Source organism: Streptomyces sp. NPDC054872, assembly GCF_053610705.1.
This window is the reverse complement of record NZ_JBSGYY010000002.1, coordinates 252,922-275,784: the sequence shown is the minus strand read 5'-3', so window position 1 is coordinate 275,784 and position 22,863 is coordinate 252,922. Positions and strand designations below refer to the sequence as shown.

Sequence of the window (22,863 nt, the reverse complement as noted above, 5' to 3'; positions counted from 1 at the left end):
TCAAGGGTGTAGACCACTTCGGCCGCCTGCCAGTGGAAGAATCCTCCCATGGCGGAAATCATCCAGCGCGACGGGACCTGGACCTTCGACGGCGAGACGCTGCGCCTGGTGCCGGGACGCGACAAGAACGTGTCTCTGCTGCGCAAGGCGCTGGGGGAACTGGCCGTGCCGCTGGGCGCGTTGGCGGGCATCGCGTTCGAACAGGGCAAGAAGTCGGGGCGTCTGAGGCTGCGGCTGCGGGACGGCGCCGACCCGTTGCTGCAGGCCGCGGGGGGCAAGCTCGGGGATGCCGCCGATCCGTATCAGCTCACGGTGGACGCGGACCGCTATGGGGTCGCGGAGTACGTCGTGGACGAGGTCCGCAACGCGCTGCTGCTCGAGCAGGTGCCGGCCGCGCCCTGCGACAGCTATCTGCTGCCGGGCCCGTCGGTGCCGCTCTCGGTCTCGGCGGGGGACGGCACGGCCGGCTTCGACGGCGAGACCATCCGCCTGGAGTGGAACTGGAAGACGGAGGAGGCGAAGTCGGCGTCCGGTACGCGCACGCTGTCCCTCTCCGAGGTCGCGGCGGTGGAGTGGCAGCCCGCGGTGGGCCTGGAGAACGGCTACCTCCGCTTCAGCGTCCGGCACGCGCCCACCAAGGCCCCGCCGAAGTACGACCCGAACTCGGTCGAGCTGTGGGGCTTCAAGAAGGACCCGCTGATGGCGCTGGTCGCCGCCGCCGTACAGGTGCGGTTGCCTCATCCGGCGGGGGCGCCGGGCCTCGCGGAGTCCCCGCGGACTGCGGGCCCCCTGCCTGCGGCTGTCGCGCCCGCCCCGGCGGAGGACGATCATGACGCGTTGCTGCGGCGACTGCGGGAGCTCGGGGAGCTTCACCAGTCCGGGATACTCACCGATGAGGAGTTCGCCGCCGCCAAGCAGGCGATCCTGAAGCGGATGTAAGCCGTCGGGGCCAGTTTTTGACGCACCCGTGCCCGATTCCGGGCAGGATTGTTGCACGTAGAGGGCTCTTCCTTCAGGATCAACGAATGCACGACGACCTGGTGGACCACTTGACCCGCAGCACCCCGCTCCAGCGGGGCGAAGCGCTGCGGGTCATCCAGGACGTGCTCGCCTACTTCGACGAGACGACCGAAGAATTCGTCCGTCGCCGCCACCGCGAACTGCAAGGTCAGGGCCTGCTGAACGCGGCGATCTTCGAACAGGTCTCGGCGGATCTCACATACCGCGCGGTCGCGCCGCCCGAGCTCACCCTCCGGCAGCTGCGTCGCATCATCTACGGCTAGGACACCCTCTATGTGCGGAATCGTCGGTTATATCGGCAAGCGTGACGTGGCCCCCCTCCTCCTCGAAGGCCTCCAGCGCCTGGAGTACCGCGGCTACGACTCCGCGGGCGTCGTCATCACCAGCCCCAAGGCCACCGGCCTGAAGATGGTCAAGGCGAAGGGACGCGTCCGCGACCTGGAGGCGAAGGTGCCCGCCCGCTTCAAGGGCACCACCGGCATCGCCCACACCCGCTGGGCCACCCACGGCGCCCCGTCCGACGAGAACGCCCACCCGCACATGTCGGGTGACAACAAGGTCGCCGTCGTCCACAACGGCATCATCGACAACGCCTCCGAGCTGCGCGCCAAGCTCAGCGCCGACGGTGTCGAGTTCCTCTCCGAGACGGACACCGAGGTCCTCACCCACCTCATCGCCCGCGCCCAGGCGGACAAGCTGGAGGACAAGGTCCGCGAGGCCCTGCGCCACGTCGAGGGCACGTACGGCATCGCCGTCCTGCACGCCGACTTCAACGACCGCATCGTCGTCGCCCGCAACGGCTCGCCCGTGGTCCTCGGCATCGGCGAGAAGGAGATGTTCGTCGCCTCGGACGTCGCCGCGCTCGTCTCGCACACCCGCCAGGTCGTCACGCTCGACGACGGCGAGATGGCCACCATCAAGGCCGACGACTACCGCACGTACACGACCGAGGGCTCCCGCACGACCGCCTCGCCGACCACCGTGGAGTGGGAGGCCGAGTCGTACGACATGGGCGGCCACGACACGTACATGCACAAGGAGATCTTCGAGCAGCCCGACGCCGTGGACCGCGTCCTGCGCGGCCGCATCGACGACCGCTTCTCCACCGTGCACCTCGGCGGCCTGAACCTGGACGCGCACGACGCCCGCAAGGTGCGCCGCGTCAAGATCCTCGGCTGCGGCACCTCGTACCACGCGGGCATGATCGGCGCCCAGATGATCGAGGAGCTGGCCCGCATCCCCGCCGACGCGGAGCCCGCGTCCGAGTTCCGCTACCGCAACGCGGTCGTGGACCCCGACACCCTCTACATCGCGGTCTCCCAGTCCGGCGAGACCTACGACGTGCTGGCCGCCGTCCAGGAGCTGAAGCGCAAGGGCGCCCGCGTCCTCGGCGTCGTGAACGTCGTCGGCTCCGCGATCGCCCGTGAGGCCGACGCGGGCGTCTACGTCCACGCGGGCCCGGAGGTCTGCGTCGTCTCCACCAAGTGCTTCACCAACACCACGGTCGCCTTCGGCCTGCTCGCCCTGCACCTGGGCCGCATCCGTGACCTGTCGGTCTCCGACGGCAAGCGGATCATCGAGGGCCTGCGCAAGCTGCCCGGCCAGATCTCGGAGATCCTCAAGCAGGAAGAGGAGATCAAGAAGATCGCCAAGCAGTACGCGGACGCCCGTTCGATGCTCTTCATCGGGCGCGTACGGGGCTACCCCGTCGCCCGCGAGGCCTCCCTCAAGCTCAAGGAGGTCTCGTACATCCACGCCGAGGCCTACCCCGCCTCCGAGCTCAAGCACGGCCCCCTCGCGCTCATCGAGCCCGCGCTCCCCACGGTCGCGATCGTCCCGGACGACGACCTCCTGGAGAAGAACCGCGCCGCCCTGGAGGAGATCAAGGCCCGCAGCGGCAAGATCCTCGCGGTCGCGCACCAGGAGCAGGAGAAGGCCGACCAGACCATCCTCGTCCCGAAGAACGAGGACGAGCTCGACCCGATCCTGATGGGCATCCCGCTCCAACTCCTCGCCTACCACACGGCGTTGGCCCTGGGCCGCGACATCGACAAGCCGCGCAACCTGGCCAAGTCGGTCACGGTCGAGTAGTCCCGCCACGGACATCGGACATCCGGAAATGAACGACCCCTCGCGCGTGCCACCAAGCGTGCGAGGGGTCGTTCTTCAGGGGCCAGGGGCGCCCATTCCCCCGACCCGCGCCTGCCTTGGCCGGAAGCCGTCACTGCCCGGTCGGCAGGTGGTCGTGCCCCTGTACGTACCCTTCACAAGGACACAAAGCACCTCTACGCACGAGTAGATTTATCTACACACAAGGGAAGTTGACGCCTCGCCACCCTCATCCCACCTGGGACGGAGGGCCGTTACGGAATGACCACGACGGGGCGTTGCGCACGGCGCGCGAGCCGGCCCGCGACCGAGCCGAAGATGCGCCCCACGATCCCGTGCGTCGATCCGACGACGATGGCGTCCGCGGAGTACTCCCGGCCGACCTCTTCGAGCTCGTGGCAGATGTCGCCGCCGCGCTCGACCAGGATCCACGGCACCTCGGCCAGATAGTCCGCACAGGCGAGTTCCAGACCGAGCACTTCGGTGCGGTGATCGGGGACGTCGACGAAGACCGGTGGCTCGCAGCCCGCCCACACCGTGGTGGGGAGCCGGTTGGCGACGTGCACGATGATCAGGCCCGAGCCCGAGCGATGGGCCATCCCGATCGCGTACGAGAGAGCGCGCTCACTGGAGGTCGAGCCGTCGAATCCGACGACGACTCCGTGCCGGAAGGCCGGATCGCAGGAATGACGTGGTTGTTCCGCCGCCTGGGGGGTCGCCGTGGGATCGGCGACCTGCCGCTTGCGGTCCGCTGGTTCGGAGAATTCGTGACCGGCCATGGGTGTCTCGGCGAAGGAGTCCTCTGTGGGAGGGTCGGCTCTGTTCGGGTCGTACGGCGCAGTGTGGTCGGTAAAGAGCAGTATGGAGCAGATCGGGCAAGTGCGGACAGGATCGGGCAGGGACTGGGTGGAGCGGCGACCACCGGAGCTGTGTCCGGGAATCATCTTCCCAACCCCATACCCCCAAGGGTACGGCGACACTCCTCTCCTGCCCAGAGCTTGCTACCGGCCCTGCGGGAGCCTCACGGCGTTCACCGGAGCATGCATGAGCGTCGCCCGTATGGCAATGGTTGCTGCCCCGTACAGGCGGTTTGCGCACCCACTCGTGGGGCTGTCGTCGGCCACCCGGTTCACGCCAGTGACCGGCCGCGTGACCACGCGTTGAACCTCGGTACCCCACCGCCACAGGGAGCCCGCCGTGCCTGGACCGCCGCCAGTGTCCTCACGAGTCACGACGACCTCACGAGCCACGACACCCTCACGCGTGACGACGCAGGGCCACCGGCGCCCACCCGAGGGGGCGCGTGAACGCCCGCGCGGGGGCGTCCCCGCGCCACGCGCCGAGGAGATGCCCCCTACCCCCCTGCAGGACTCCGCGAGCGATGTCGTGCGCTGGGCGGCCTTCAGCTGCTTCCTGGTTCCCGTCGTCCTCGTGGGGTACGGGACCTCGCTGGCGGGAGCCGCGGGTTCGGCCCTCGGGCTGCTGGCCGTGACGGGCGTCTGCCGGCTGCTTCTGCGACAGTCCGAGCGGGGGGCGGCGCGGCTGGTCGAGGAGCAGGGCCAGGAGCGCCGCGGGCGGCACGGACGGACGGCCGCGGGGGCGCACAGGGGCGGTCGGCATGCTGGTGGGTCAGCGCCGGTGGACTGACCGATTCACGCGCACCTACCCGTAACTTTTCAGCCAACTTCCTATGGCCATGCATTCCTTGGCCGAAGGGGTACTCAACCCCGGTCCCACCAGGGCTGAAAGGCATGTGGAGGGCGCCTGAACCCTACGGGGACCGGCCACGGAGCTGAGGCGCACTTCCCAGCAACGCCCGTGAGTGCAACGCTTCGTGATCGACTGCTTCACGCCAAGTTGCCATGTCGACATAGTGCCGGGTCCTTAACTGGTCACCCCGGCAGCACGGGACGCAGTAGATTCGATCATGACTGTATTACGGCGGGGGACTGGTGGAGGACCGAGGGGAAACGTGCAGGAGCGACAGGTCCGACAGGAACGCCAAGAGCGCCGAGAACGCAGGACACGCAGAGACAGAGCACGCCAAGAACAGGGAGCCGCGACGACCGAGGGGGGCTTAGCACCATGAGCCACGACTCCACTGCCGTGCAAGAAGCCGCGTCGCGGAAACTCTCCGGACGCCGCCGCAGGGAGATTGTCGCGGTGCTGCTGTTCAGCGGTGGCCCCATCTTCGAGAGTTCCATACCGCTCTCCGTGTTCGGGATCGACCGGCAGGACGCCGGGGTTCCCCGCTACCGGCTGCTGGTCTGCGCCGGTGAAGAGGGACCGCTGCGTACGACCGGAGGGCTCGAACTCACCGCGCCCCATGGCCTGGAGGCGATAGGGCGTGCGGGCACCGTCGTGGTGCCGGCCTGGCGGTCGATCACATCACCGCCACCGCCGGAGGCACTCGACGCGCTGCGCCGCGCGCACGAAGAGGGCGCCCGCATCGTGGGGCTTTGCACCGGGGCGTTCGTGCTCGCCGCGGCCGGTCTGCTCGACGGCCGTCCGGCGACCACGCACTGGATGTACGCACCGACGCTGGCCAAGCGGTATCCGTCCGTCCATGTGGATCCGCGTGAGCTCTTCGTCGACGACGGCGACGTGCTCACCAGCGCGGGGACAGCGGCCGGAATTGATCTGTGCCTGCACATCGTGCGCACGGATCATGGCAACGAGGCGGCGGGCGCGCTCGCCCGCAGGCTCGTCGTGCCTCCGCGCCGGGCCGGCGGCCAGGAGCGCTATCTCGACAGGTCTTTACCTGAGGAGATCGGCGCCGACCCGCTCGCCGAGGTCGTCGCCTGGGCCCTGGAACATCTCCACGAGCAGTTCGACGTGGAGACCCTGGCCGCGCGCGCGTACATGAGCAGGCGGACCTTCGACCGCAGGTTCCGCTCGCTGACCGGGAGCGCTCCCCTGCAGTGGCTGATCACTCAGCGCGTGCTGCAGGCACAGCGGCTGCTCGAGACCTCCGACTACTCCGTCGACGAGGTCGCGGGCCGCTGCGGCTTCCGCTCGCCCGTGGCCCTGCGCGGCCACTTCCGGCGCCAGCTCGGCTCGTCGCCGGCCGCCTACCGGGCCGCTTACCGCGCCCGCAGGCCGCAGGGGGGTGAGCGGGCACTGCTCGAATCGGCGGCGTCCGTGCCCGCCACGGCGACGGTGAACGCGGAGGGCACGGGACCCGTGCCCTCGCAGACACGGCGTACGGCGGCCGCGAGTGCCATCGGCCCGTCGGCCTCGCTGACCGCGGAGCCGGGAAAGCCGAACTCGGATGTGTACGCGCCAGGACGTCCGCCACTGCCCGGCCAGAGGAGCGCGCCGTAGGGTAAGACGCATGAACGATCGCATGGTGTGGATCGACTGCGAGATGACCGGGCTCTCGTTGACGGATGACGCACTTATCGAGGTGGCCGCACTGGTCACCGACTCGGAACTGAACGTGCTCGGCGAAGGTGTGGACATCGTGATCCGCCCGCCGGACGCGGCGCTGGAGACCATGCCCGAGGTGGTGCGCAAGATGCACACCACCTCGGGGCTCCTCGACGAACTGGCCTCGGGCACGACCCTGGCCGACGCCGAGGAGCAGGTTCTGACGTACGTACGTGAGCACGTCAAGGAGCCGCGGAAGGCGCCGCTCTGCGGCAACTCGGTCGGCACCGACCGCGGTTTCCTGCTGCGTGACATGCGGACGCTTGAGGAGTTCCTCCACTACCGCATCGTCGACGTGTCCTCCATCAAGGAGCTCGCCCGGCGGTGGTACCCCCGGGCCTACTTCAACAGCCCGGACAAGAACGGCAACCACCGGGCACTCGCCGACATCCGCGAGTCCATCGCCGAGCTGCGTTACTACCGCGAGGCGATCTTCGTTCCGCAGCCCGGACCGGACTCGGACACCGCGAAAACGATCGCGGCCAAGCATGTGCTGCCCGCGGAGTAACCTCCGCGACCGCCCCTCGTACGGGGTCCGGAAAACGCGTGCGCGAGCACCCCTTCGGACCCTGTACACTTTTTCTCGGCCGGTCAGAAGAACGCAGAACGACCGGACATGGTGGGTGTAGCTCAGTTGGTAGAGCACCTGGTTGTGGTCCAGGTGGCCGCGGGTTCAAGTCCCGTCACTCACCCTGAATGATCAAGGCCCGGTCCGCGAAAGCGGACCGGGCCTTCTTCGTTCCTCGCCCGGGGCGCTCAGGACGACGCCCGCTCCACGAGTTCCGTGGGCAGGACCAGCTGGCGGTGCTCCAGGCGGCGGGCCGATGCCGGGCGGTCGTCGGCGATCTCGGCGAGCAGGAGATCGATCATCGCGCGGCCCATCTCCTCGATCGGCTGGCGCACGCTCGTCAGGGGCGGGTCCATGTGGCGGGCGATCGCCGAGTCGTCGAAGCCGACCAGCGCCACGTCGTCGGGTATCCGGCGCCCGGCCTCGCGCAGGACCTGGCGGGCGCCGGCCGCCATCACGTCGGAGCCCGCGAACACCGCGTCCACGTCCGGGAAGGCCGCGAGCAGCTCCGTCATCGCCCTGCGGCCGCCCTCCTCCGTGAAGTCGCCCGGCGCGATCAGCCGCTCGTCCACGGGCCGGCCCGCGTCCGACAGCGCCGCGCGGTAGCCGTCCAGACGGCGCTGGGCGCCGTAGACGTCCAGGCGGCCCGTGATGGTGGCTATCCGTGTGCGGCCGCGCGACAGGAGGTGCTCGACCGCACAGTGGGCCCCGGCGAAGTTGTCCGAGTCGACCGAGGGCAGCTGCTCGTCGGCCGAGCGGCGGCCGCTGATCACCGCGGGGATCTCCAGCTGGGCCAGGAGGTCCGGCAGCGGGTCGTCGGCGTGCACCGAGACGAGCAGGACGCCGTCGACGCGGTGGGCCGCGAGGTACTGGGCCAGGCGTTGGCGCCTGCGGTCGTTCCCGGCGAAGATCAGGAGGAGCTGCATCTCCGTCTCGCCGAGCTCCGCGCCGACCCCGCGCAGGACGTCGGAGAAGTACGGCTCGGCGAAGAAGCGGGTCTCGGGCTCGGGCACGACCAGGGCGATGGCGTCGGTGCGGTTGGCGGCCAGGGCGCGGGCCGCCGTGTTCGGTACGTAACCCAGTTCGGCGACGGCGGCCTCGACGGCCGTCCGGGTCGCCTCGCTCACCCGCGGCGAGCCGTTGATCACCCGGGAGACCGTCCCGCGGCCCACTCCCGCCCTCGCGGCGACCTCCTCGAGGGTCGGTCGTCCGCCGCTGCGGCCGCGCGGTCCGTGAGCTGGCATTGTCCGCCTCCCGTCGCACTTCCCCCGGGCGAGGAATGTAGAGGAATGTAACAGCCTGATCTTCGCCGATCGGATGGACCGTCCGCGCGGGCCTCCTCGTAACAGCCCGATAACTGAAGACATATCTCTATGTCCGGTCCCTTGACACCCCCGCTCCCAGCCACGACTCTTCAACTCATCACTTGTGGGAGCGCTCCCACAGTACCTGACACGTACACATCCCGCACGTTCCCCGCCCGAGCCGAAGAGTCAAGCAACGGGGCAAGAAGTGCAGTTGGCCGGGGGGTCGGCACGTCAGGCAACAGGAGGACGTAATGCGAACGAGTTCCCGCCGACCCGGTCGGCTGGTGGCCTTCGCGGCCGTGACCGCGCTGGCCGGCAGCCTGCTGGCCGGTTGTTCCAGCGATGACGACAGCAGCGCGGAGGGCGGCGACGGCAAGGTCACGCTCAATGTGGGCACGTTCGGTGTGCTGGGCCTCAAGCAGGCCGGTCTCTACGAGGAGTACGAGAAGTCGCACCCGAACATCAAGATCAAAGAGAACGTCATCGAGCGGAACGACGCCTACTATCCGAAGCTGCTCACCCAGCTCCAGTCGGGCGCCGGCGTGAATGACGTCGCCGCCATCGAGGTCAGCAACATCACCGAGGTCGTACAGACCCAGGGCGCCAAGTTCGAGGACCTGAGCAAGGCCGAGGGCGTCGACAAGTCCACCTACCTCGACTGGAAGTGGAAGCAGGCCACCACCGAGGACGGCAAGACGGTCGGCCTCGGCGTCGACATCGGCCCGACGGCGCTGTGTTACCGCAAGGACCTCTTCAAGAAGGCCGGTCTGCCCACCGACCGCGAGGAGCTCGCCAAGGAGTGGGCCGGCGACTGGGACAAGTACGTCGCGCTCGGCGAGAAGTACATGAAGAAGGCCCCCGGCGAGACCAAGTTCGTCGACTCCGCCTCCAGTGTCTACAACGCGGTCTTCGCCGGTGCCACCGAGCGGTACTACGACAAGAGCGGCAAGGAGATCTACGAGAAGAGCCAGGGCCGCAAGGACGCCTGGGACGCGGCGATGAAGGTCGCGAAGGGCGACATGTCGTCCAAGCTCAAGCAGTTCGACCCGACGTGGGACCAGGGCTTCGCCAACGCCAAGTTCGCCACCGTCGCCTGCCCCGCGTGGATGGCCGGCTACATCCAGGAGAAGACAGGACCGGAGGGCAAGGGCCAGTGGGACATGGCCAAGGCGCCCACCGACGGCAACTGGGGCGGCACCTTCCTCGGCGTGCCGAGCGCGGGCAAGCACAAGAAGGAGGCGACCGAGCTCGCCGTCTGGCTGACGCAGCCCGAGCAGCTCGCCAAGGTCTTCGCCAAGCAGGCCAGCTTCCCCTCCACCCCGTCGGCGTACGACACGCTGAAGCCGTCCCCGGCGACCAAGGCGTACTTCAGTGACGCGCCCATCACGGAGATCTTCGCCGACATCGCGAAGAACACCCCTTCGGCCATCTACGGCCTGAAGGACGCCCAGATCGGCCAGTCCATCACGGACATCGGTGTGCTCCAGGTGGAGCAACAGGGCAAGTCTCCGGCTGAGGGCTGGGAGGCCGCGCAGAAGGAGATCAAGGATGTTCTGGGACAGTGACGCGCATGTCCGAGACCGCTGAGTACGCCGAGACCGCGTCCCCCGAAGAGGGGGGCGCGGCCCCGGCCGCGTCCGGGAGGCGCACGTCCTCCCCCACGTCCTCGTGGCGCAGTCGCCTGTACCGCTGGGACATAAAGGCGTCGCCGTACGTCTTCGTCGCCCCCTTCTTCCTCTTCTTCGGTGCCTTCGGGCTGTTCCCGCTGCTCTACACCGGGTGGGCCTCGCTGCACCGCCTGTCGCTCACCGACCTCGACGGCAGCACCTGGATCGGCCTGGAGAACTACAGCAACCTGCTGCAGAGCGAGTACTTCTGGAACGCGCTCGGCAACACCTTCACCATCGGCGTCATCGCCACGGTCCCCCAGCTCGCCGTCGCGCTCGGCATCGCGCACCTGCTCAACTACAAGCTGCGCGGCTCCACCCTGTGGCGCGTCGCGATGCTCGCTCCGTACGCCACGTCGGTGGCGAGCGCCTCGCTGGTCTTCACGCTGCTGTTCGCGTGGGACGGCGGCATGGTCAACTGGATCATCGGGTCCGTCGGCATCGACCCCGTCAACTGGCGTGAGTCGTCGTGGGGTTCGCAGTTCGCGGTGTCGTCGATCGTCATCTGGCGGTGGACCGGCTACAACGCGCTCATCTATCTGGCGGCGATGCAGGCCGTGCCGCACGACCTGTACGAGTCGGCGTCGCTGGACGGTGCCTCGCGCTGGCAGCAGTTCCGGCACGTGACGATCCCGATGCTGCGTCCGACGATCCTGTTCACGGTGGTCGTCTCGACCATCGGGGCGACCCAGCTCTTCGGTGAGCCGCTGCTGTTCGGCGGCACGGCCGGGTCCAAGGGCGGCGCGGACCACCAGTTCCAGACGCTTGGTCTCTATCTGTACGACCAGGGCTGGATCAACGGCCATCTGGGCCGGGCCTCGGCCGTCGCCTGGCTGATGCTCGCGATCCTGCTGCTCATCGCCGCGGTCAATCTGCTGATCGCCCGACGTCTGAGGAAGGCCCAATGAAGTCCCGCACCTCGGGCCCGACGACGGACCTCGCGTCGGACCCGCCGACCGACGTGATCACGAGCCCGAAGTCCGCTCCCGCGCCGCGCCCGAAGTCGGGCCGTTCGCTGGGGCTCAAGGCCGGGCGCACGATGCACGCGGGCCCGTGGACCTACGTCGTGCTCACGCTGTTCACGGCCGTTTCGCTGGCCCCGCTGATCTGGACGGCGATCGCGGCGTCCCGTACGAGCGGGCGGCTCGCCCAGACACCGCCGCCCCTGTGGTTCGGCGGGAACCTCTTCAAGAACCTGGAGCGGGCCTGGACCGAGGCGAGCCTGGGCGACGCGATGCTGAACACCACGATCGTGGCGGGCAGCATCACCATCGGCACCGTCCTGTTCTCCACGATCGCCGGATTCGCCTTCGCCAAGCTGAAGTTCAAGTTCAGCGGGCTGCTGCTCCTCCTGACGATCGGCACGATGATGGTGCCGCCGCAGCTGAGTGTCGTACCGCTCTATCTGTGGGTCGCCGACCTGCAGTGGACCAATCAGCTGCAGGCGGTGATCCTGCCGACGTTCGTGAGCGCCTTCGGGGTGTTCTTCATGCGGCAGTACCTGCTGCAGGCGCTGCCGAGCGAGCTCATCGAGGCGGCGCGGATGGACGGGGCGAGCAGTCTGCGGATCATCTGGCACGTGGTGTTCCCCGCGGCACGGCCCGCGATGGCGGTGCTCGGCCTGCTCACGTTCGTGATGGCCTGGAACGACTTCCTCTGGCCGATCATCGCGCTGAACCAGTCGAACCCCACCGTGCAGGTGGCGCTCAACTCCCTCGGTACGGGCTACATCCCGGACCGGGCGGTGATCATGGCGGGCGCTCTGCTCGGCACCCTGCCGCTGCTCCTGGCGTTCATCCTCTTCGGCAAGCAGATCGTGAGCGGCATCATGCAGGGCGCCGTCAAGGGCTGAGGCCCGACCGCCCGCCGAGTCCTCCCCCGCCAGGGCCGAGCCGCCGCCACCTCGGTCCTGGCCATCCGCCCATCTCTCTTGTCCGCTTCCCCTCTTGTCCCTCTTGCCCTTTTCCCCTTCCCATGGGAGCGCTTCCATGCCTGAATCCCTTGCCTTTCCGGCCGACTTCCTCTGGGGTGCCGCCACGTCCTCGTACCAGATCGAGGGCGCCGTACGTGAAGACGGCCGCACCCCCTCCATCTGGGACACCTTCAGCCACACGCCCGGCAAAACGGTCGACGGCGACACCGGTGATGTCGCCGTCGAGCACTACCACCGCTACCGCGACGACGTGGCGCTCATGGCGGACCTCGGTCTGAACGCCTACCGGTTCTCCGTGTCCTGGTCGCGGGTGCAGCCCACCGGACGCGGCCCCGCCGTCCAGCGCGGCCTCGACTTCTACCGGCGGCTCGTCGACGAGCTGCTCGCCAAGGGCATCAAGCCGGCCCTGACCCTCTACCACTGGGACCTGCCGCAGGAGTTGGAGGACGCGGGCGGCTGGCCGGCACGCGAGACCGCCTACCGGTTCGCCGAGTACGCGGGCTTCGTCGCCGAGGCGCTCGGCGACCGCGTCGAGTCCTGGATCACGCTCAACGAGCCGTGGTGCAGCGCCTTCCTCGGCTACGGCTCCGGCGTGCACGCGCCCGGCCGCACCGACCCGGCGGCCGCGCTGCAGGCCGCGCACCACCTCAACCTCGCGCACGGCCTGGGCACCCAGGCGCTGCGTGCCGCGCTCCCGGCCCGCGCCCGGGTGGCGGTAAGCCTCAACTCCTCGGTGGTCAGGGCGGTTTCGGACAGCCCGGAGGACCAGGACGCCCGCCGCCGCATCGACAACCTCGCCAACGGCGTCTTCCACGGCCCGATGCTGCACGGCGCCTACCCCGCGGATCTGCTCCGGGACACGGCCAGGATCACCGACTGGTCCTTCGTGCAGGACGGCGACCTGGCCACCGCCCACCAGCCGCTGGACGCGCTCGGCCTGAACTACTACACGCCCGCGCTGGTCTCGGCCGCCCGGAACGACACGGCGAACGCGCGCAACGACGGACACGGCGCCAGCGACCACTCGCCGTGGCCCGGCTCCGACGACGTGGCCTTCCACCAGACCCCTGGCGACCGCACCGAGATGGGCTGGACCATCGACCCGACGGGGCTGCACGACCTGATCATGCGCTACACCCGGGAGGCGCCCGGCCTGCCGCTGTACGTCACCGAGAACGGCGCGGCCTACGACGACAAGCCCGACCCGGAGGGCCGCGTCCACGACCCCGAGCGCATCGCCTACCTGCACGGGCACCTGGCCGCCGTACGCCGCGCCATCACGGACGGCGCCGACGTCCGCGGCTACTACCTGTGGTCCCTGCTGGACAACTTCGAATGGTCGTACGGCTACAGCAAGCGCTTCGGCGCGGTGTACGTCGACTACGAGACGCAGGCCCGCACCCCCAAGTCCAGCGCCCACTGGTACGCGGGTGTCGCGTCCAGCGGTGAGCTGCCGCGGGAGTACGTCGCGGGCTGACCCGCGGGACCGGGAGCCCGAGGGGCCGAGTGGCAGTGCGCCACTCGGCTCCTTAAGTTGCCGATATGCCACATAACGCAAGAGAACAGGCACGGTGAGCGCCGATGGGCGTACTCCGTGACCACCCCGAGCTGGCGCTGTTCGTCTGCCTCGCCCTCGGCTACCTCGTGGGCAAGGTGCGCGTCGGTCCCATCACGCTGGGCGGCATCTGCGGCACCTTGATCGTTTCGCTGCTGCTCGGCGCCTGGGCCAAGGTCGTCGTCTCCGACGACGTCAAGACGATCTTCTTCGCGCTCTTCATCTTCGCCCTCGGCTATCTCGCGGGCCCTCAGTTCTTCTCCAACCTCAACCGCGAGAGCCTGCGCTTCTTCGCGCTCTGCGGGATCGAGCTTGTCTGCGTCCTGGGCATCGCGCTCGGCCTCGCCAAGGCCTTCGACCTGGACGTCGGCACCGCGTCGGGCATCCTGGCGGGCGCGGCCACCGAGTCGGCCGTCGTCGGCACGGCGACCGAGGCCATCGGCAAGCTGGACGGCCTCACCCCGGACCAGATCACCCAGTACCAGGGGCACGTCGCCACCGCGTACACGGTCTGCTACCTCTTCGGCCTGATCACCATCGTGCTCTACACCAGCCAGATCATGCCGATGATGCTGCGGATCAACCTGCGGGACGCCTCGCGCGAGCTGTGGGAGAAGATGCGCGGCGCGGGCGGCGGCCTGGAGTCCGACGAGCGCCAGGCGCTGCCCGGCATGGTCGGCCGCACCTACCTGGTGACCTCGGGCGACGGCAGGACCGTGGGCGACCTGGAGGCGGAGCTCGACGGACGGGGCACCGTCGAGGCCGTCAAGCGCGGCAGCAAGCAGCTCACGCCCGCCCCCGGCCTGGCGCTGACCCTCTCCGACCTGGTCCTGGTGGTCGGCCGCCGTGCCAACGTGATCGAGTCCGGGCACCTCATCGGCCCCGAGACCCCCGGCATCCCCGGCGTCGACACCCCGCTGGCCACCGCCCAGGTCGCCGTCACCGAGAAGTCGTCGGACGGCCTGAGCGTGGACGACCTCCAGCGCGCCCATCCGGAGTTCATCAAGGACGGCGTGTACGTCACCGACGTACTGCGCGGCGATCAGCACCTGCCCGCGGCCGGCTCCACCACCGTGCGCCGCGGTGACGTGCTCACCCTGGTGGGCGCGCGCTCGGGCCTGAACAAGCTGACCGCGAGGATCGGCGCCGTCGTCAAGAACGACGCCACCGACTTCATCTATCTGGGTCTCGGCATCGCGGCAGGCTCCCTGCTCGGCCAGGTCGTCGTGCACTTCGGCGACGTGCCCATGTCGCTCGGCACCGGCGGCGGCTGCCTGATCTCCGGGCTGCTCTTCGGCTGGTTCCGCTCCCGCAAGCAGACCTTCGGGGCGTTCCCGCCGCAGGCCGCGAACACCCTCAAGGACATGGGCCTGGCGATCTTCATCGCCTGTACGGGACTCGTCTCGGGGCCGCAGGCCTGGCCGCTGCTCAAGCAGTACGGGGCGCTGCTGCCGTTCGCCGGGATCGCGATGGTCCTCGTGCCCGCGACGATCTCGCTCTTCGTGGGCCGCAAGCTCCTGAAGATCGAGAAACCGCTCCTGATCGGCGCCATCGCGGGTCAGCAGTGCTCGACCCCGGCGATCACCTCCGTCACCCAAGTGGCCCAGAGCTCGGTCCCGCTGCTCGGCTACACGATCACGTACGCCCTCTCGAACTTCCTGCTCCCCCTGACCGGGCCGATCCTCGTCGGCGTACTCGGCGCCTGAAGCGGCGCTTCCGGAGGGTAGAAAATGATCGACTTCCTCAACCGGAACATCTTCCAGCCCCATCCCGAGCTGCTCGTCTTCATCACCGTGGCGATCGGCTTCCTCTTCGGGAAGCTGCGCTACAAGGCCATCGGCCTCGGCGCGGTCACCGGCTGTCTCATCGCGGGGCTGCTGCTCGGGGCGCAGTTCAAGGTCGAGATCGACGGGACGGTGAAGAACCTCTTCTTCACGATGTTCCTCTTCGCCCTCGGCTACAAGGTCGGCCCGCAGTTCTTCCGCGGCCTGAAGAAGGACGGCCTTCCGCAGGTCCTCAACGCGGTCGTCGTCTGCGTGACCGGCCTCCTCGTCTGCTGGGCCTTCGCCGCGATGCTCGGCTACGGGCCCGGACTCTCGGCGGGTCTGCTCGGCGGGGCGCTCACCCAGTCCGCCGTCATCGGTGTCGCGGGCGACGCGATCTCCAATCTGCCGGGGCTCAGCTCCGCGCAGGTCAAGAGCGAGTCGAACCTGGTCGCCATCGGGTACGCCGTGACCTATCCGCTCGGCACGATCCTCTGCGCGATGCTGCTCGCCAACGTGCTGCCCAAGCTCTACCGGCGTGACCTGGCAGCCGAATCGGCGGCCCTGGCACGCGAGTTGGACGCCCCCGGCGACAACCCCGACCTGGCCGAGGGCTACTACGAGGTCGTCCTGCGCGCCTACACCATCCAGCGCCCCGACCTCGCGGGACGCACCATCGAGGACTTCGAGAACCAACAGCGCGAGCTGGGCCGCCGGGTCTACATCACCCGCGTACGCAGAGAGGGCAACATCCTCGACCATGACCAGCGGACCGCCTTGCACGAGGGCGACGTCGTCGCGCTGAGCGCGCTGCGCGGCTCCCTCGTCGAGTTCGACCCCCGTACGCACATCGGCGCCGAGACCGACGACGTCGAACTCCTCGGCTACCAGACCGAGTCATTGCACGTGGTCGTCTCCGAGAAGGAACAACTGGGCAAGAGCATCGGCGACCTGCGGCGCGAACCGTTCATGGTCGGGGTCTACGTCGACAAGCTGTACCGCTCCGGCGCCGAGTTCCCCTACCGCCTGACCACGCAGCTGGAGCGTGGCGACACCCTGATCCTCACCGGCCCCAAACGCCTGGTGGACCCCGCGGGCAGGGAACTCGGCAAGCCCGTGCCGACGTCCTTCGCCACCGACATGATCTGGGTGGGGCTCGGCATCTTCCTCGGCGGCTGCATCGGCATCCCGGCGCTCACCGCGGGCGGTGTGCCGATCTCGCTCTCCACGTCGGGCGGCGCGCTGATCATGGGGCTCGTCTTCGGGTGGATCCGCGGCAAGTACCCGACGTACGGCAATGTCCCGCCCGGTGCCCAGTGGTTCATGGACACCCTCGGGCTCTGCCTCTTCGTCGCCGTCGTCGGCATCAACGCCGGACCCAGCTTCACCTCCGGCCTGTCGACGGCGGGCTGGGGGCTGCTCCTGTTCGGTGCGATCGCCACGGTGATCCCGCTGATCGTCGGCTTCCTCTTCGGCCACTACGTCCAGAAGATCCGCTTCCCGATCCTGATGGGCGTCCTCGCGGGCGGCCAGACCACCACCGCGGCGATCGGCGCGATCAACGAATCGTCGCGGTCCCAGATCCCGACGCTCGGCTACACGATCCCGTACGCCGTCGGCAACGTGCTCCTGACCATCTGGGGCGCCGTCATCGTCCTGCTCCACCACTGACCCCCCGCTCCCCCACGTGAGGAACGAGCCGTGCCCAAGACCACCTTCACCCGCGCGGAAATCCAGTCGTTCGCCCAGCTCAGCCCGTTCGAGCTGAAGGACAAGTTCATCGAGATCGCCCAGACGGTGCAGGCCGACAAGCCGGGGCAGAAGGAGACCTCCAGCGTTCAGATGCTCAACGCGGGACGCGGCAATCCCAACTGGATCGCCACGAGCCCCCGCGAGGCCTTCTACGCGCTCGGCTATTTCGCCCTCTCCGAGTCCCGCCGCGTCTGGACGGCCGACGACCTCGGCGGCATGCCGGAGAAGGCGGGGTCGGGCGCCCGCTTCGACACCTTCGTGCGGCAGCACCCGGACCTGCCCGGCATCGAGCTGCTCCAGAAGTGCGTGGAGCACGCCATCGAGCGGTTCGGCTTCGACAAGGACGACTTCGTGCACGAGCTGACGGACAGCTCGGTCGGCGACAACTACCCCGTGCCGGACCGGATGCTGAAGCACGCGGAGCAGATCGTGCGCGGCTATCTCGCCGACGAGATGTTCGACAAGCGGCCGCCCGCCGACAACCTCTCGCTCTTCGCCACCGAGGGCGGCACGGCCGCGATGTGCTACATCTTCGACTCGCTCATGAAGAACGGCATCCTGCACAAGGGCGACAAGATCGCCCTGATGGTGCCGGTGTTCACGCCGTACGTCGAGATTCCCGAGCTCGACACGTACGAGTTCGAGGTGACGTACGTCCAGGCCAGCATGTTCGCCGAGGAGGGCGTGCGGGAGTGGCGCTATCCGGAGGAGGAGGTCGCGAAGCTCGCCGACCCCGACATCAAGATGGTCTGCCTGGTCAATCCCTCCAACCCGCCCTCGCTCGCGCTGAGTCAGCGGGTCGCGGACCAGATCAAGGGAATCGTCGCCACGACGAACCCGAACCTCCTGATCGTGACGGACGACGTGTACGGGACGTTCGTCGAGGGCTTCCGCTCCATCGCCGCCGACCTGCCGCGCAACACGCTGCTCGTCTACTCGTACTCCAAGCACTACGGCGCCACCGGCTGGCGGCTCGGGGTCATCGGACTGCACGACGACAACGTCGTCGACGAGCTGATCGCGGCGCTGCCGCAGGCCGAGAAGGACCGGCTCGCCAAGCGGTACGGGACGCTGACGCTGAATCCGGAGGAGATCAAGTTCATCGACCGTCTGGTCGCCGACTCGCGCCAGGTGGCGCTGAACCACACCTCGGGGCTCTCACTCCCGCAGCAGATGATCATGGTCCTGTTCTCCCTCTTCGACATGCTGGAGGAGGGGCAGGCGTACAAGCGGCGCATCCGCGCGATCGTGCAGCAGCGGCTCGAACTCCTCCTTGAGGGAGCCGAGATGAAGATCTCGGACGATCCGCACCGGGCCGGCTACTACATCGAACTCGATCTGCTCGCCGAGGCGGAACGCGTCCACGGCAAGGACTTCGCCGACTTCCTGGAGAAGAACTACGAGCCGGTCGACCCGCTGTTCCGGCTCGCCGAGCAGACCCACGTCGTCCTGCTGAACGGGGGCGGCTTCGAGGGCCCCGAGTGGTCGGTGCGGGTGTCCCTGGCGAACCTGGACGACCTCGACTACCTGAAGATCGGCCACCACCTGCGGGCGATCTTCCACGACTACGCGGCGGAGTGGCAGGCGAGCAAGACCTGAGCACGAGTGGCGCCCCGACCGGGTGGGGGGATGCCGGTCGAGGCGCCGTGGGGGGGGTGGCAGCTGCGGGGTCGGGTGCTTCGGTCCTACTTGTCGGCGGCGAACGCCTTCGTGAAGGCGAGCGGCTCCTGCTCGATCGACGAACAGGTCGGCTGCGCACCGTTGTTGGCGCCGCCCTCGCAAGCCTTGTCGCGCGTCGAGGACCACATGGCCAGCCAACCGAGACCCTTCTCCTCGGCGAACTTCACCAGCTCCGTGGCGTCGTCGACCTTGAAGATCTCGGTGGTGACGTCGTTGACGCCGATCATCGGGGTGACCGCGACGGCCTTCCAGGCCGCCTCGTCGGACAGGTCGAGGGCGCCCTTGATCTGCTTCTGCGTGGCGGTCGCCGCATCGATGGCGTACTGGCCCATGTCGCCGCTGTAGGACGGCCCGTAGTCCATCGCCATGATGTTGACGGCGGAGACCTTGACGCCGTTCTTCTTGGCGTCGGCGACGAGGTCGACGCCCGGCTGGGTCAGCCCCTCGGGCATGACGGGCAGCGTGAACGAGACGTCCAGGCCCTCGTGGTCCTTCTGCAGCTGCGCGATGGCCTGCGCACGGCGGGTGTTGGCCGCGGTCTCCGGAAGGGCCGCGCCCTCGATGTCGAAGTCGACCTTGGTCAGCTTGTACGTGTCGATGACCTTGCCGTACGCCTTGGCGAGCTCGTCGGCGCTGTCGCACTTGAGGCCCAGTTCGGAGCCGGCCGCGCCACCGAAGGACACGCGGACGTCGCCGCCCTTGGCCCGCAGGGCCTCGATCTGCGAGGCGACCTTGTCGTCGGCGAGCCCGGTGGTGCCGCCCCAGAGGGGCTCGCAGCTGCCGCCGGAGGTGATGAAGGCGAGAGTGAACTCCTTGACGCCGGTCTTCTCCGCGGTGTCGACGAGGTCGTACGCGGGAGCGAGCGAAGTGTCCACGAACGGGGCGAACTTGGCCTGAGCGGCGGCCTTGGCGGGGGCCTTCTCCGCGGGCGCCTTGGTAGCGAGGGCCGTCCCGGAGAAGAGGAAAGCGCCGCCGCCGACGAGGCCCGCGGCCACGATGCCGCCTATGACCTTGGACTTGGTGCTCACCGTGCGCCGATGCGTGCTGCTCATCGCTTGCCTGCCTTAGCTGTGCGGGGGGTGGGGGTGCGTCAGCAACTTAGCCCCGCGGGGGCGCGACATAGCGGGCAATCTGGGCTCTGCACTGGATCTTAGGGTGCGCTTAAGGAAGCGATCGGAAGCGTTTAATGGTGGGCTCCGGGTGCTCCCGGGTGCGAGCCGCGGACACCTTCCCGCGCTTCGCGCGGATCTTCTCCCACCCACCCACCCGACACCCGGAGTCAGCCCCTGGACGGAAACTACCTGCGCTCCGTTCACAGTCGGACGCGGGGTGATCGGGTGGGAGGGCGGGAAAATATCCGCCGCGAGACGGCGGTTCAGGGCCTAGCGGACGCTCGGGGCACGCTTACGCCGACGTACGGAACCCCCGTGCCCACGCCCCCCGGCGACCGGCCGGCGCCCGTCCAGCTGAATCCAGATCCGGACCTCGGTCCCGCCCAGCACGGACCGCCCGATGCGGACGTCACCACCGGTGGACTCCGCCAACTGCCGCACGATGTCCAGGCCGAGCCCCGTCGAGCCATCGGCCCCCGACCCCGCGCCCCGCGCCAGCGCGGCCTCGGGGTCGGCGATCCCGGCCCCCGCGTCCGACACCAGGACGATCACCGCGTCCTCGCCGCTGTGCACGTCCACCGCGAACGCCGCCCCCTCCCGCGTGTGCCGGAAGACGTTGCCGAGCAACGCGTCCAGGGAGGCGACCAGTTCGGGGCGCGCCACCGGGATCCACACCGGCCGCTCCACCCCCGCGACCCGCACCTCGCGCCCCTCGTCCTCCGCGAGCGCCGACCAGAAGGCCATGCGATCCTGGATCACCTCGGACGCGTCGCAGCCCGCGCCGGGCCCGACCGCCGCCGTCTGCGGCTTGGCGTCGCGTGCGGTGCGGATGATCGTGTCGACCTCGCGCTCCAGCTTCTCCACCGCGATCCGGGTCTGCTCGGCCGCGGGACCGTCGCCCAGCGAGGCCGCGTTGAGCCGAAGCACCGTCAGCGGGGTACGCAGCCGGTGCGACAGATCCGCCGCCAGTTCCCGCTCGTTCGCCAGGAGTTGGACCACCTGGTCGGCCATCGAGTTGAACGCCACGGCGGCCAGGCGCAGCTCCGTCGGCCCCTCCTCCGGGACCCTCGCCCCCAGCTTCCCCTCCCCGAGGGACTGCGTGGCGCCCACGAGCCGCTTGGCGGGCTGCACCATGCGTACGCCGAGCCGGTCGGCCACCGCCACGGACCCGATGATCAGCGCGACGCCGACACCCGCCAGGACCAGCCAGGCCGTGGTCACGCCATTGCTGACCGCGCCCTCGGGCACGAAGATCTCGACCACGGCGATCTCTCCGGAGCTCAGCGCCGTCGGCTGGAGCAGCGCGAAGCCGCCGTCGACCGTCGCGGTCCGCGCCCGGCCCTCCTTGCGGGTGGTCTCCACCGCGTGCGCGTCAGCCCGCCGGTCGCCGATCTCCAGGGCGGGCGCCTTGTCGATGGGCGGTACGTGCACGGCCATGCGGCCCTCGCCGCCCGCCTCGGAGGTGGCGACGGCCTTCGTCAGCTGATCGCGGTCGGTGGTGATGGAGAGCGTGGGGCCCATGCCGGCCGCGTGCCGCTCCGCGTTCGAGAAGGCCCTGTCCCGCGCCATCTCCTGGATGACCAGGCCGAGCGGTACCGCGAAGGCGACCACGACCATCGTCGTGACGGCCAGGCACACCTTGACGAGCGCCCACCTCACAGCGGTGGCTCCAGCTTGACGCCGACGCCCCGCAGCGTGTGCAGATAACGCGGCCTTGCGGCCGTTTCGCCCAGCTTCCTGCGCAGCCACGACAGATGTACGTCGATGGTCTGGTCGTCCCCGTAGCTCTGCTGCCACACCTCGGCGAGCAGCTCCTTGCGCGGTACGACGACACCGGGCCGCCCCGCGAGGAAGGCGAGCAGGTCGAACTCGCGCCGGGTCAGGTCCAGGCGCGCCCCGTCCAGCTCGGCCTGGCGGCGCAGCGGGTCGATGGCGAGCCCGCCGACGCGTATCTCCCGGCTCGGCGGGGCCTCGCCCGCCGGGACGCGCGAGCGGCGCAGGACGGCGGCCATCCGCGCCGAGAGGTGCTCGACGGAGAACGGCTTGGTCAGGTAGTCGTCGGCGCCGTCGTTCAGGAGCCTGACGATCTCGGTCTCGTCGTCGCGCGCGGTGGCGATGATCACGGGGACGTCGGTGATCCCGCGCAGCATCTTCAGCGCTTCGGAACCGTCCAGATCGGGCAGTCCGAGGTCCAGGATCACCACGTCGAACCGCAGATGGGCCACCTCACGCAGCGCCTCGAGGGCCGTACCGACGCTGCGCACGGTGTGCGAGGCCTCGGTCAGATGCCGGATGAGAGCGGAGCGTACGAACTGGTCATCCTCGACGACGAGCACACTTGCCATGGGCGGCACCGTACGCCATATGAGTGACCCCGGTCCTCCTGGGACGCCGAGGGGCCCGGTGGTGCAGTATGGCTCGCGATGCGCAGAGGACTCATACACGCAATGGCTTGGTCGCTCGCCACGGGCGCGGCGGTCACGCTCTCCTGGTGGGGTGTCCACACGGTCATGGCGGGCACCGCCTACGACCCGCCGCGTGCCGTGCCGCTGGCCGCCGACGGCGACCGTGCCGAGCCGCTCTCCTCCTCCACCCACCGGCCGGACCCGACGCCGACCCCGTCGCCCTCGAAGTCGACGAAGCCCGAGAAGTCCTCGAAATCCTCGAAACCCCCCGCGAGCGAGCCGTCGAAGACCAGGTCGAGCAAGCCGAGCACCCCCTCCGCCCCCGCCGCCACACCGGGCAGCGTGAAGAGCTACTCCTCCGAGGGCGGCCGGGTCGTCTTCGACCTCGGCAAGGACTCCGCGACGCTGGTGTCGGCCACCCCGGCGGCGGGGTGGTCGGTGCAGGTGTGGAAGCAGGACACCTGGATCCGGGTGGAGTTCACGTCGGGCGCCGACAAGGTCTCGGTGTTCTGCACGTGGCACGACCACGCCCCGGCGGTCGAGATCAACGAGTACTGACCGGT

18 protein-coding genes, 1 tRNA gene and 1 pseudogene are annotated in these 22,863 nt (G+C 69.2%); 15 read left to right on the top strand and 5 right to left on the bottom strand.

Annotated elements, in window-relative coordinates; all coding sequences use genetic code 11:
• Nucleotides 1–48 precede the first annotated feature (48 nt).
• The 3 genes from ACWGIH_RS03410 to glmS all read left to right on the top strand — a co-directional run bounded on the left by ACWGIH_RS03410 (nucleotide 49) and on the right by glmS (nucleotide 3,111).
• Nucleotides 49–939 (top strand): DUF4429 domain-containing protein, encoded by an 891-nt coding sequence (locus ACWGIH_RS03410; protein ID WP_453444380.1) that lies wholly within the window; start codon nucleotides 49–51, stop codon nucleotides 937–939.
• 86 nt (nucleotides 940–1,025) lie between these two features.
• Nucleotides 1,026–1,283: a hypothetical protein gene (locus ACWGIH_RS03405; RefSeq protein WP_453444378.1), complete on the top strand. Its 258-nt coding sequence runs from the start codon at nucleotides 1,026–1,028 to the stop codon at nucleotides 1,281–1,283.
• A gap of 10 nt (nucleotides 1,284–1,293) precedes the next feature.
• Nucleotides 1,294–3,111 carry a glutamine--fructose-6-phosphate transaminase (isomerizing) gene (gene glmS, locus ACWGIH_RS03400; RefSeq protein WP_453444376.1) on the top strand — a complete coding sequence of 606 codons (1,818 nt, stop codon included), beginning with the start codon at nucleotides 1,294–1,296 and terminating at the stop codon, nucleotides 3,109–3,111.
• 272 nt (nucleotides 3,112–3,383) lie between these two features.
• Here the strand turns inward: glmS and ACWGIH_RS03395 are convergent, their stop codons facing one another.
• Nucleotides 3,384–3,908 (bottom strand): universal stress protein, encoded by a 525-nt coding sequence (locus ACWGIH_RS03395; RefSeq protein ID WP_361836208.1) that lies wholly within the window; start codon nucleotides 3,906–3,908, stop codon nucleotides 3,384–3,386.
• A gap of 568 nt (nucleotides 3,909–4,476) precedes the next feature.
• Between ACWGIH_RS03395 and ACWGIH_RS03390 the strand changes: the two genes are divergently transcribed.
• The 4 genes from ACWGIH_RS03390 (at nucleotide 4,477) to ACWGIH_RS03375 (ending at nucleotide 7,250) form a co-directional block, all read left to right on the top strand.
• Nucleotides 4,477–4,776, top strand: coding sequence for a hypothetical protein (locus tag ACWGIH_RS03390; protein WP_453444375.1), 300 nt, complete (start codon nucleotides 4,477–4,479; stop codon nucleotides 4,774–4,776).
• Nucleotides 4,777–5,214: 438 nt separating this feature from the next.
• Nucleotides 5,215–6,453, top strand: a complete 1,239-nt coding sequence (locus ACWGIH_RS03385) for a GlxA family transcriptional regulator (protein WP_453444373.1) — start codon at nucleotides 5,215–5,217, stop codon at nucleotides 6,451–6,453.
• A gap of 10 nt (nucleotides 6,454–6,463) precedes the next feature.
• The gene (gene orn / locus ACWGIH_RS03380) at nucleotides 6,464–7,066 is read left to right on the top strand and encodes an oligoribonuclease (RefSeq protein ID WP_453444372.1); all 603 of its coding nucleotides are present in this window, start codon (nucleotides 6,464–6,466) and stop codon (nucleotides 7,064–7,066) included.
• Between the two features lie 111 nt (nucleotides 7,067–7,177).
• Nucleotides 7,178–7,250 (top strand) — tRNA-His (locus tag ACWGIH_RS03375).
• A 64-nt stretch (nucleotides 7,251–7,314) separates the two neighbouring features.
• Here the strand turns inward: ACWGIH_RS03375 and ACWGIH_RS03370 are convergent.
• Nucleotides 7,315–8,370 (bottom strand): LacI family DNA-binding transcriptional regulator, encoded by a 1,056-nt coding sequence (locus ACWGIH_RS03370; RefSeq protein ID WP_453444370.1) that lies wholly within the window; start codon nucleotides 8,368–8,370, stop codon nucleotides 7,315–7,317.
• 314 nt (nucleotides 8,371–8,684) lie between these two features.
• Between ACWGIH_RS03370 and ACWGIH_RS03365 the strand changes: the two genes are divergently transcribed.
• From ACWGIH_RS03365 to ACWGIH_RS03335, 7 genes are all read left to right on the top strand, one after another.
• Nucleotides 8,685–9,998 carry an ABC transporter substrate-binding protein gene (locus tag ACWGIH_RS03365; protein ID WP_453444369.1) on the top strand — a complete coding sequence of 438 codons (1,314 nt, stop codon included), beginning with the start codon at nucleotides 8,685–8,687 and terminating at the stop codon, nucleotides 9,996–9,998.
• A gap of 5 nt (nucleotides 9,999–10,003) precedes the next feature.
• The gene (locus ACWGIH_RS03360; protein WP_453444367.1) at nucleotides 10,004–11,008 is read left to right on the top strand and encodes a carbohydrate ABC transporter permease; all 1,005 of its coding nucleotides are present in this window, start codon (nucleotides 10,004–10,006) and stop codon (nucleotides 11,006–11,008) included.
• Nucleotides 11,009–11,139: 131 nt separating this feature from the next.
• The gene (locus tag ACWGIH_RS03355) at nucleotides 11,140–11,952 is read left to right on the top strand and encodes a carbohydrate ABC transporter permease (protein WP_363309594.1); all 813 of its coding nucleotides are present in this window, start codon (nucleotides 11,140–11,142) and stop codon (nucleotides 11,950–11,952) included.
• Nucleotides 11,953–12,088: 136 nt separating this feature from the next.
• A complete protein-coding gene (locus tag ACWGIH_RS03350) occupies nucleotides 12,089–13,510 on the top strand; it encodes a GH1 family beta-glucosidase (protein ID WP_453444365.1) in 1,422 nt (473 codons plus the stop codon).
• A gap of 104 nt (nucleotides 13,511–13,614) precedes the next feature.
• Nucleotides 13,615–15,294 (top strand): aspartate-alanine antiporter, encoded by a 1,680-nt coding sequence (gene aspT, locus ACWGIH_RS03345; protein ID WP_453444363.1) that lies wholly within the window; start codon nucleotides 13,615–13,617, stop codon nucleotides 15,292–15,294.
• A gap of 24 nt (nucleotides 15,295–15,318) precedes the next feature.
• Nucleotides 15,319–17,022 (top strand): aspartate-alanine antiporter, encoded by a 1,704-nt coding sequence (gene aspT, locus ACWGIH_RS03340; RefSeq protein WP_453444362.1) that lies wholly within the window; start codon nucleotides 15,319–15,321, stop codon nucleotides 17,020–17,022.
• 30 nt (nucleotides 17,023–17,052) lie between these two features.
• On the top strand, nucleotides 17,053–18,702 hold the full coding sequence (locus ACWGIH_RS03335; RefSeq protein ID WP_453444360.1) for a bifunctional aspartate transaminase/aspartate 4-decarboxylase: 1,650 nt from the start codon (nucleotides 17,053–17,055) through the stop codon (nucleotides 18,700–18,702).
• Between the two features lie 86 nt (nucleotides 18,703–18,788).
• On the opposite strand, the pseudogene ACWGIH_RS03330 reads toward ACWGIH_RS03335, so the two are convergent.
• The 3 genes and pseudogenes from ACWGIH_RS03330 to ACWGIH_RS03320 form a co-directional block, all read right to left on the bottom strand.
• Nucleotides 18,789–19,733, bottom strand: a pseudogene (locus ACWGIH_RS03330) (chitinase); the annotation flags it as partial.
• Between the two features lie 432 nt (nucleotides 19,734–20,165).
• Nucleotides 20,166–21,554 carry a sensor histidine kinase gene (locus tag ACWGIH_RS03325; RefSeq protein WP_453444358.1) on the bottom strand — a complete coding sequence of 463 codons (1,389 nt, stop codon included), beginning with the start codon at nucleotides 21,552–21,554 and terminating at the stop codon, nucleotides 20,166–20,168.
• Complete coding sequence (locus ACWGIH_RS03320; RefSeq protein WP_453444357.1) at nucleotides 21,551–22,240, bottom strand: response regulator transcription factor; 690 nt, start codon at nucleotides 22,238–22,240, stop codon at nucleotides 21,551–21,553. The genes ACWGIH_RS03325 and ACWGIH_RS03320 overlap by 4 nt, the downstream gene beginning before the upstream one ends.
• Nucleotides 22,241–22,318: 78 nt before the next feature.
• Here ACWGIH_RS03320 and ACWGIH_RS03315 point away from each other — a divergent pair, with 78 nt between their 5' ends.
• Nucleotides 22,319–22,858, top strand: coding sequence for a hypothetical protein (locus ACWGIH_RS03315; protein WP_453444356.1), 540 nt, complete (start codon nucleotides 22,319–22,321; stop codon nucleotides 22,856–22,858).
• Nucleotides 22,859–22,863: the final 5 nt, after the last annotated feature.

What these genes read in the sequence shown, in the direction of transcription:
- ACWGIH_RS03410 (WP_453444380.1), top strand. Translation starts at nt 49, where the DNA reads ATGGCGGAAATCATCCAGCGCGACGGGACCTGGACCTTCGACGGCGAG.
- ACWGIH_RS03405 (WP_453444378.1), top strand. Translation starts at nt 1,026, where the DNA reads ATGCACGACGACCTGGTGGACCACTTGACCCGCAGCACCCCGCTCCAG.
- glmS (WP_453444376.1), top strand. Translation starts at nt 1,294, where the DNA reads ATGTGCGGAATCGTCGGTTATATCGGCAAGCGTGACGTGGCCCCCCTC.
- ACWGIH_RS03395 (WP_361836208.1), bottom strand. Translation starts at nt 3,908, where the DNA reads ATGGCCGGTCACGAATTCTCCGAACCAGCGGACCGCAAGCGGCAGGTC.
- ACWGIH_RS03390 (WP_453444375.1), top strand. Translation starts at nt 4,477, where the DNA reads ATGCCCCCTACCCCCCTGCAGGACTCCGCGAGCGATGTCGTGCGCTGG.
- ACWGIH_RS03385 (WP_453444373.1), top strand. Translation starts at nt 5,215, where the DNA reads ATGAGCCACGACTCCACTGCCGTGCAAGAAGCCGCGTCGCGGAAACTC.
- orn (WP_453444372.1), top strand. Translation starts at nt 6,464, where the DNA reads ATGAACGATCGCATGGTGTGGATCGACTGCGAGATGACCGGGCTCTCG.
- ACWGIH_RS03370 (WP_453444370.1), bottom strand. Translation starts at nt 8,370, where the DNA reads ATGCCAGCTCACGGACCGCGCGGCCGCAGCGGCGGACGACCGACCCTC.
- ACWGIH_RS03365 (WP_453444369.1), top strand. Translation starts at nt 8,685, where the DNA reads ATGCGAACGAGTTCCCGCCGACCCGGTCGGCTGGTGGCCTTCGCGGCC.
- ACWGIH_RS03360 (WP_453444367.1), top strand. Translation starts at nt 10,004, where the DNA reads ATGTCCGAGACCGCTGAGTACGCCGAGACCGCGTCCCCCGAAGAGGGG.
- ACWGIH_RS03355 (WP_363309594.1), top strand. Translation starts at nt 11,140, where the DNA reads ATGCACGCGGGCCCGTGGACCTACGTCGTGCTCACGCTGTTCACGGCC.
- ACWGIH_RS03350 (WP_453444365.1), top strand. Translation starts at nt 12,089, where the DNA reads ATGCCTGAATCCCTTGCCTTTCCGGCCGACTTCCTCTGGGGTGCCGCC.
- aspT (WP_453444363.1), top strand. Translation starts at nt 13,615, where the DNA reads ATGGGCGTACTCCGTGACCACCCCGAGCTGGCGCTGTTCGTCTGCCTC.
- aspT (WP_453444362.1), top strand. Translation starts at nt 15,319, where the DNA reads ATGATCGACTTCCTCAACCGGAACATCTTCCAGCCCCATCCCGAGCTG.
- ACWGIH_RS03320 (WP_453444357.1), bottom strand. Translation starts at nt 22,240, where the DNA reads ATGGCAAGTGTGCTCGTCGTCGAGGATGACCAGTTCGTACGCTCCGCT.
- ACWGIH_RS03315 (WP_453444356.1), top strand. Translation starts at nt 22,319, where the DNA reads ATGCGCAGAGGACTCATACACGCAATGGCTTGGTCGCTCGCCACGGGC.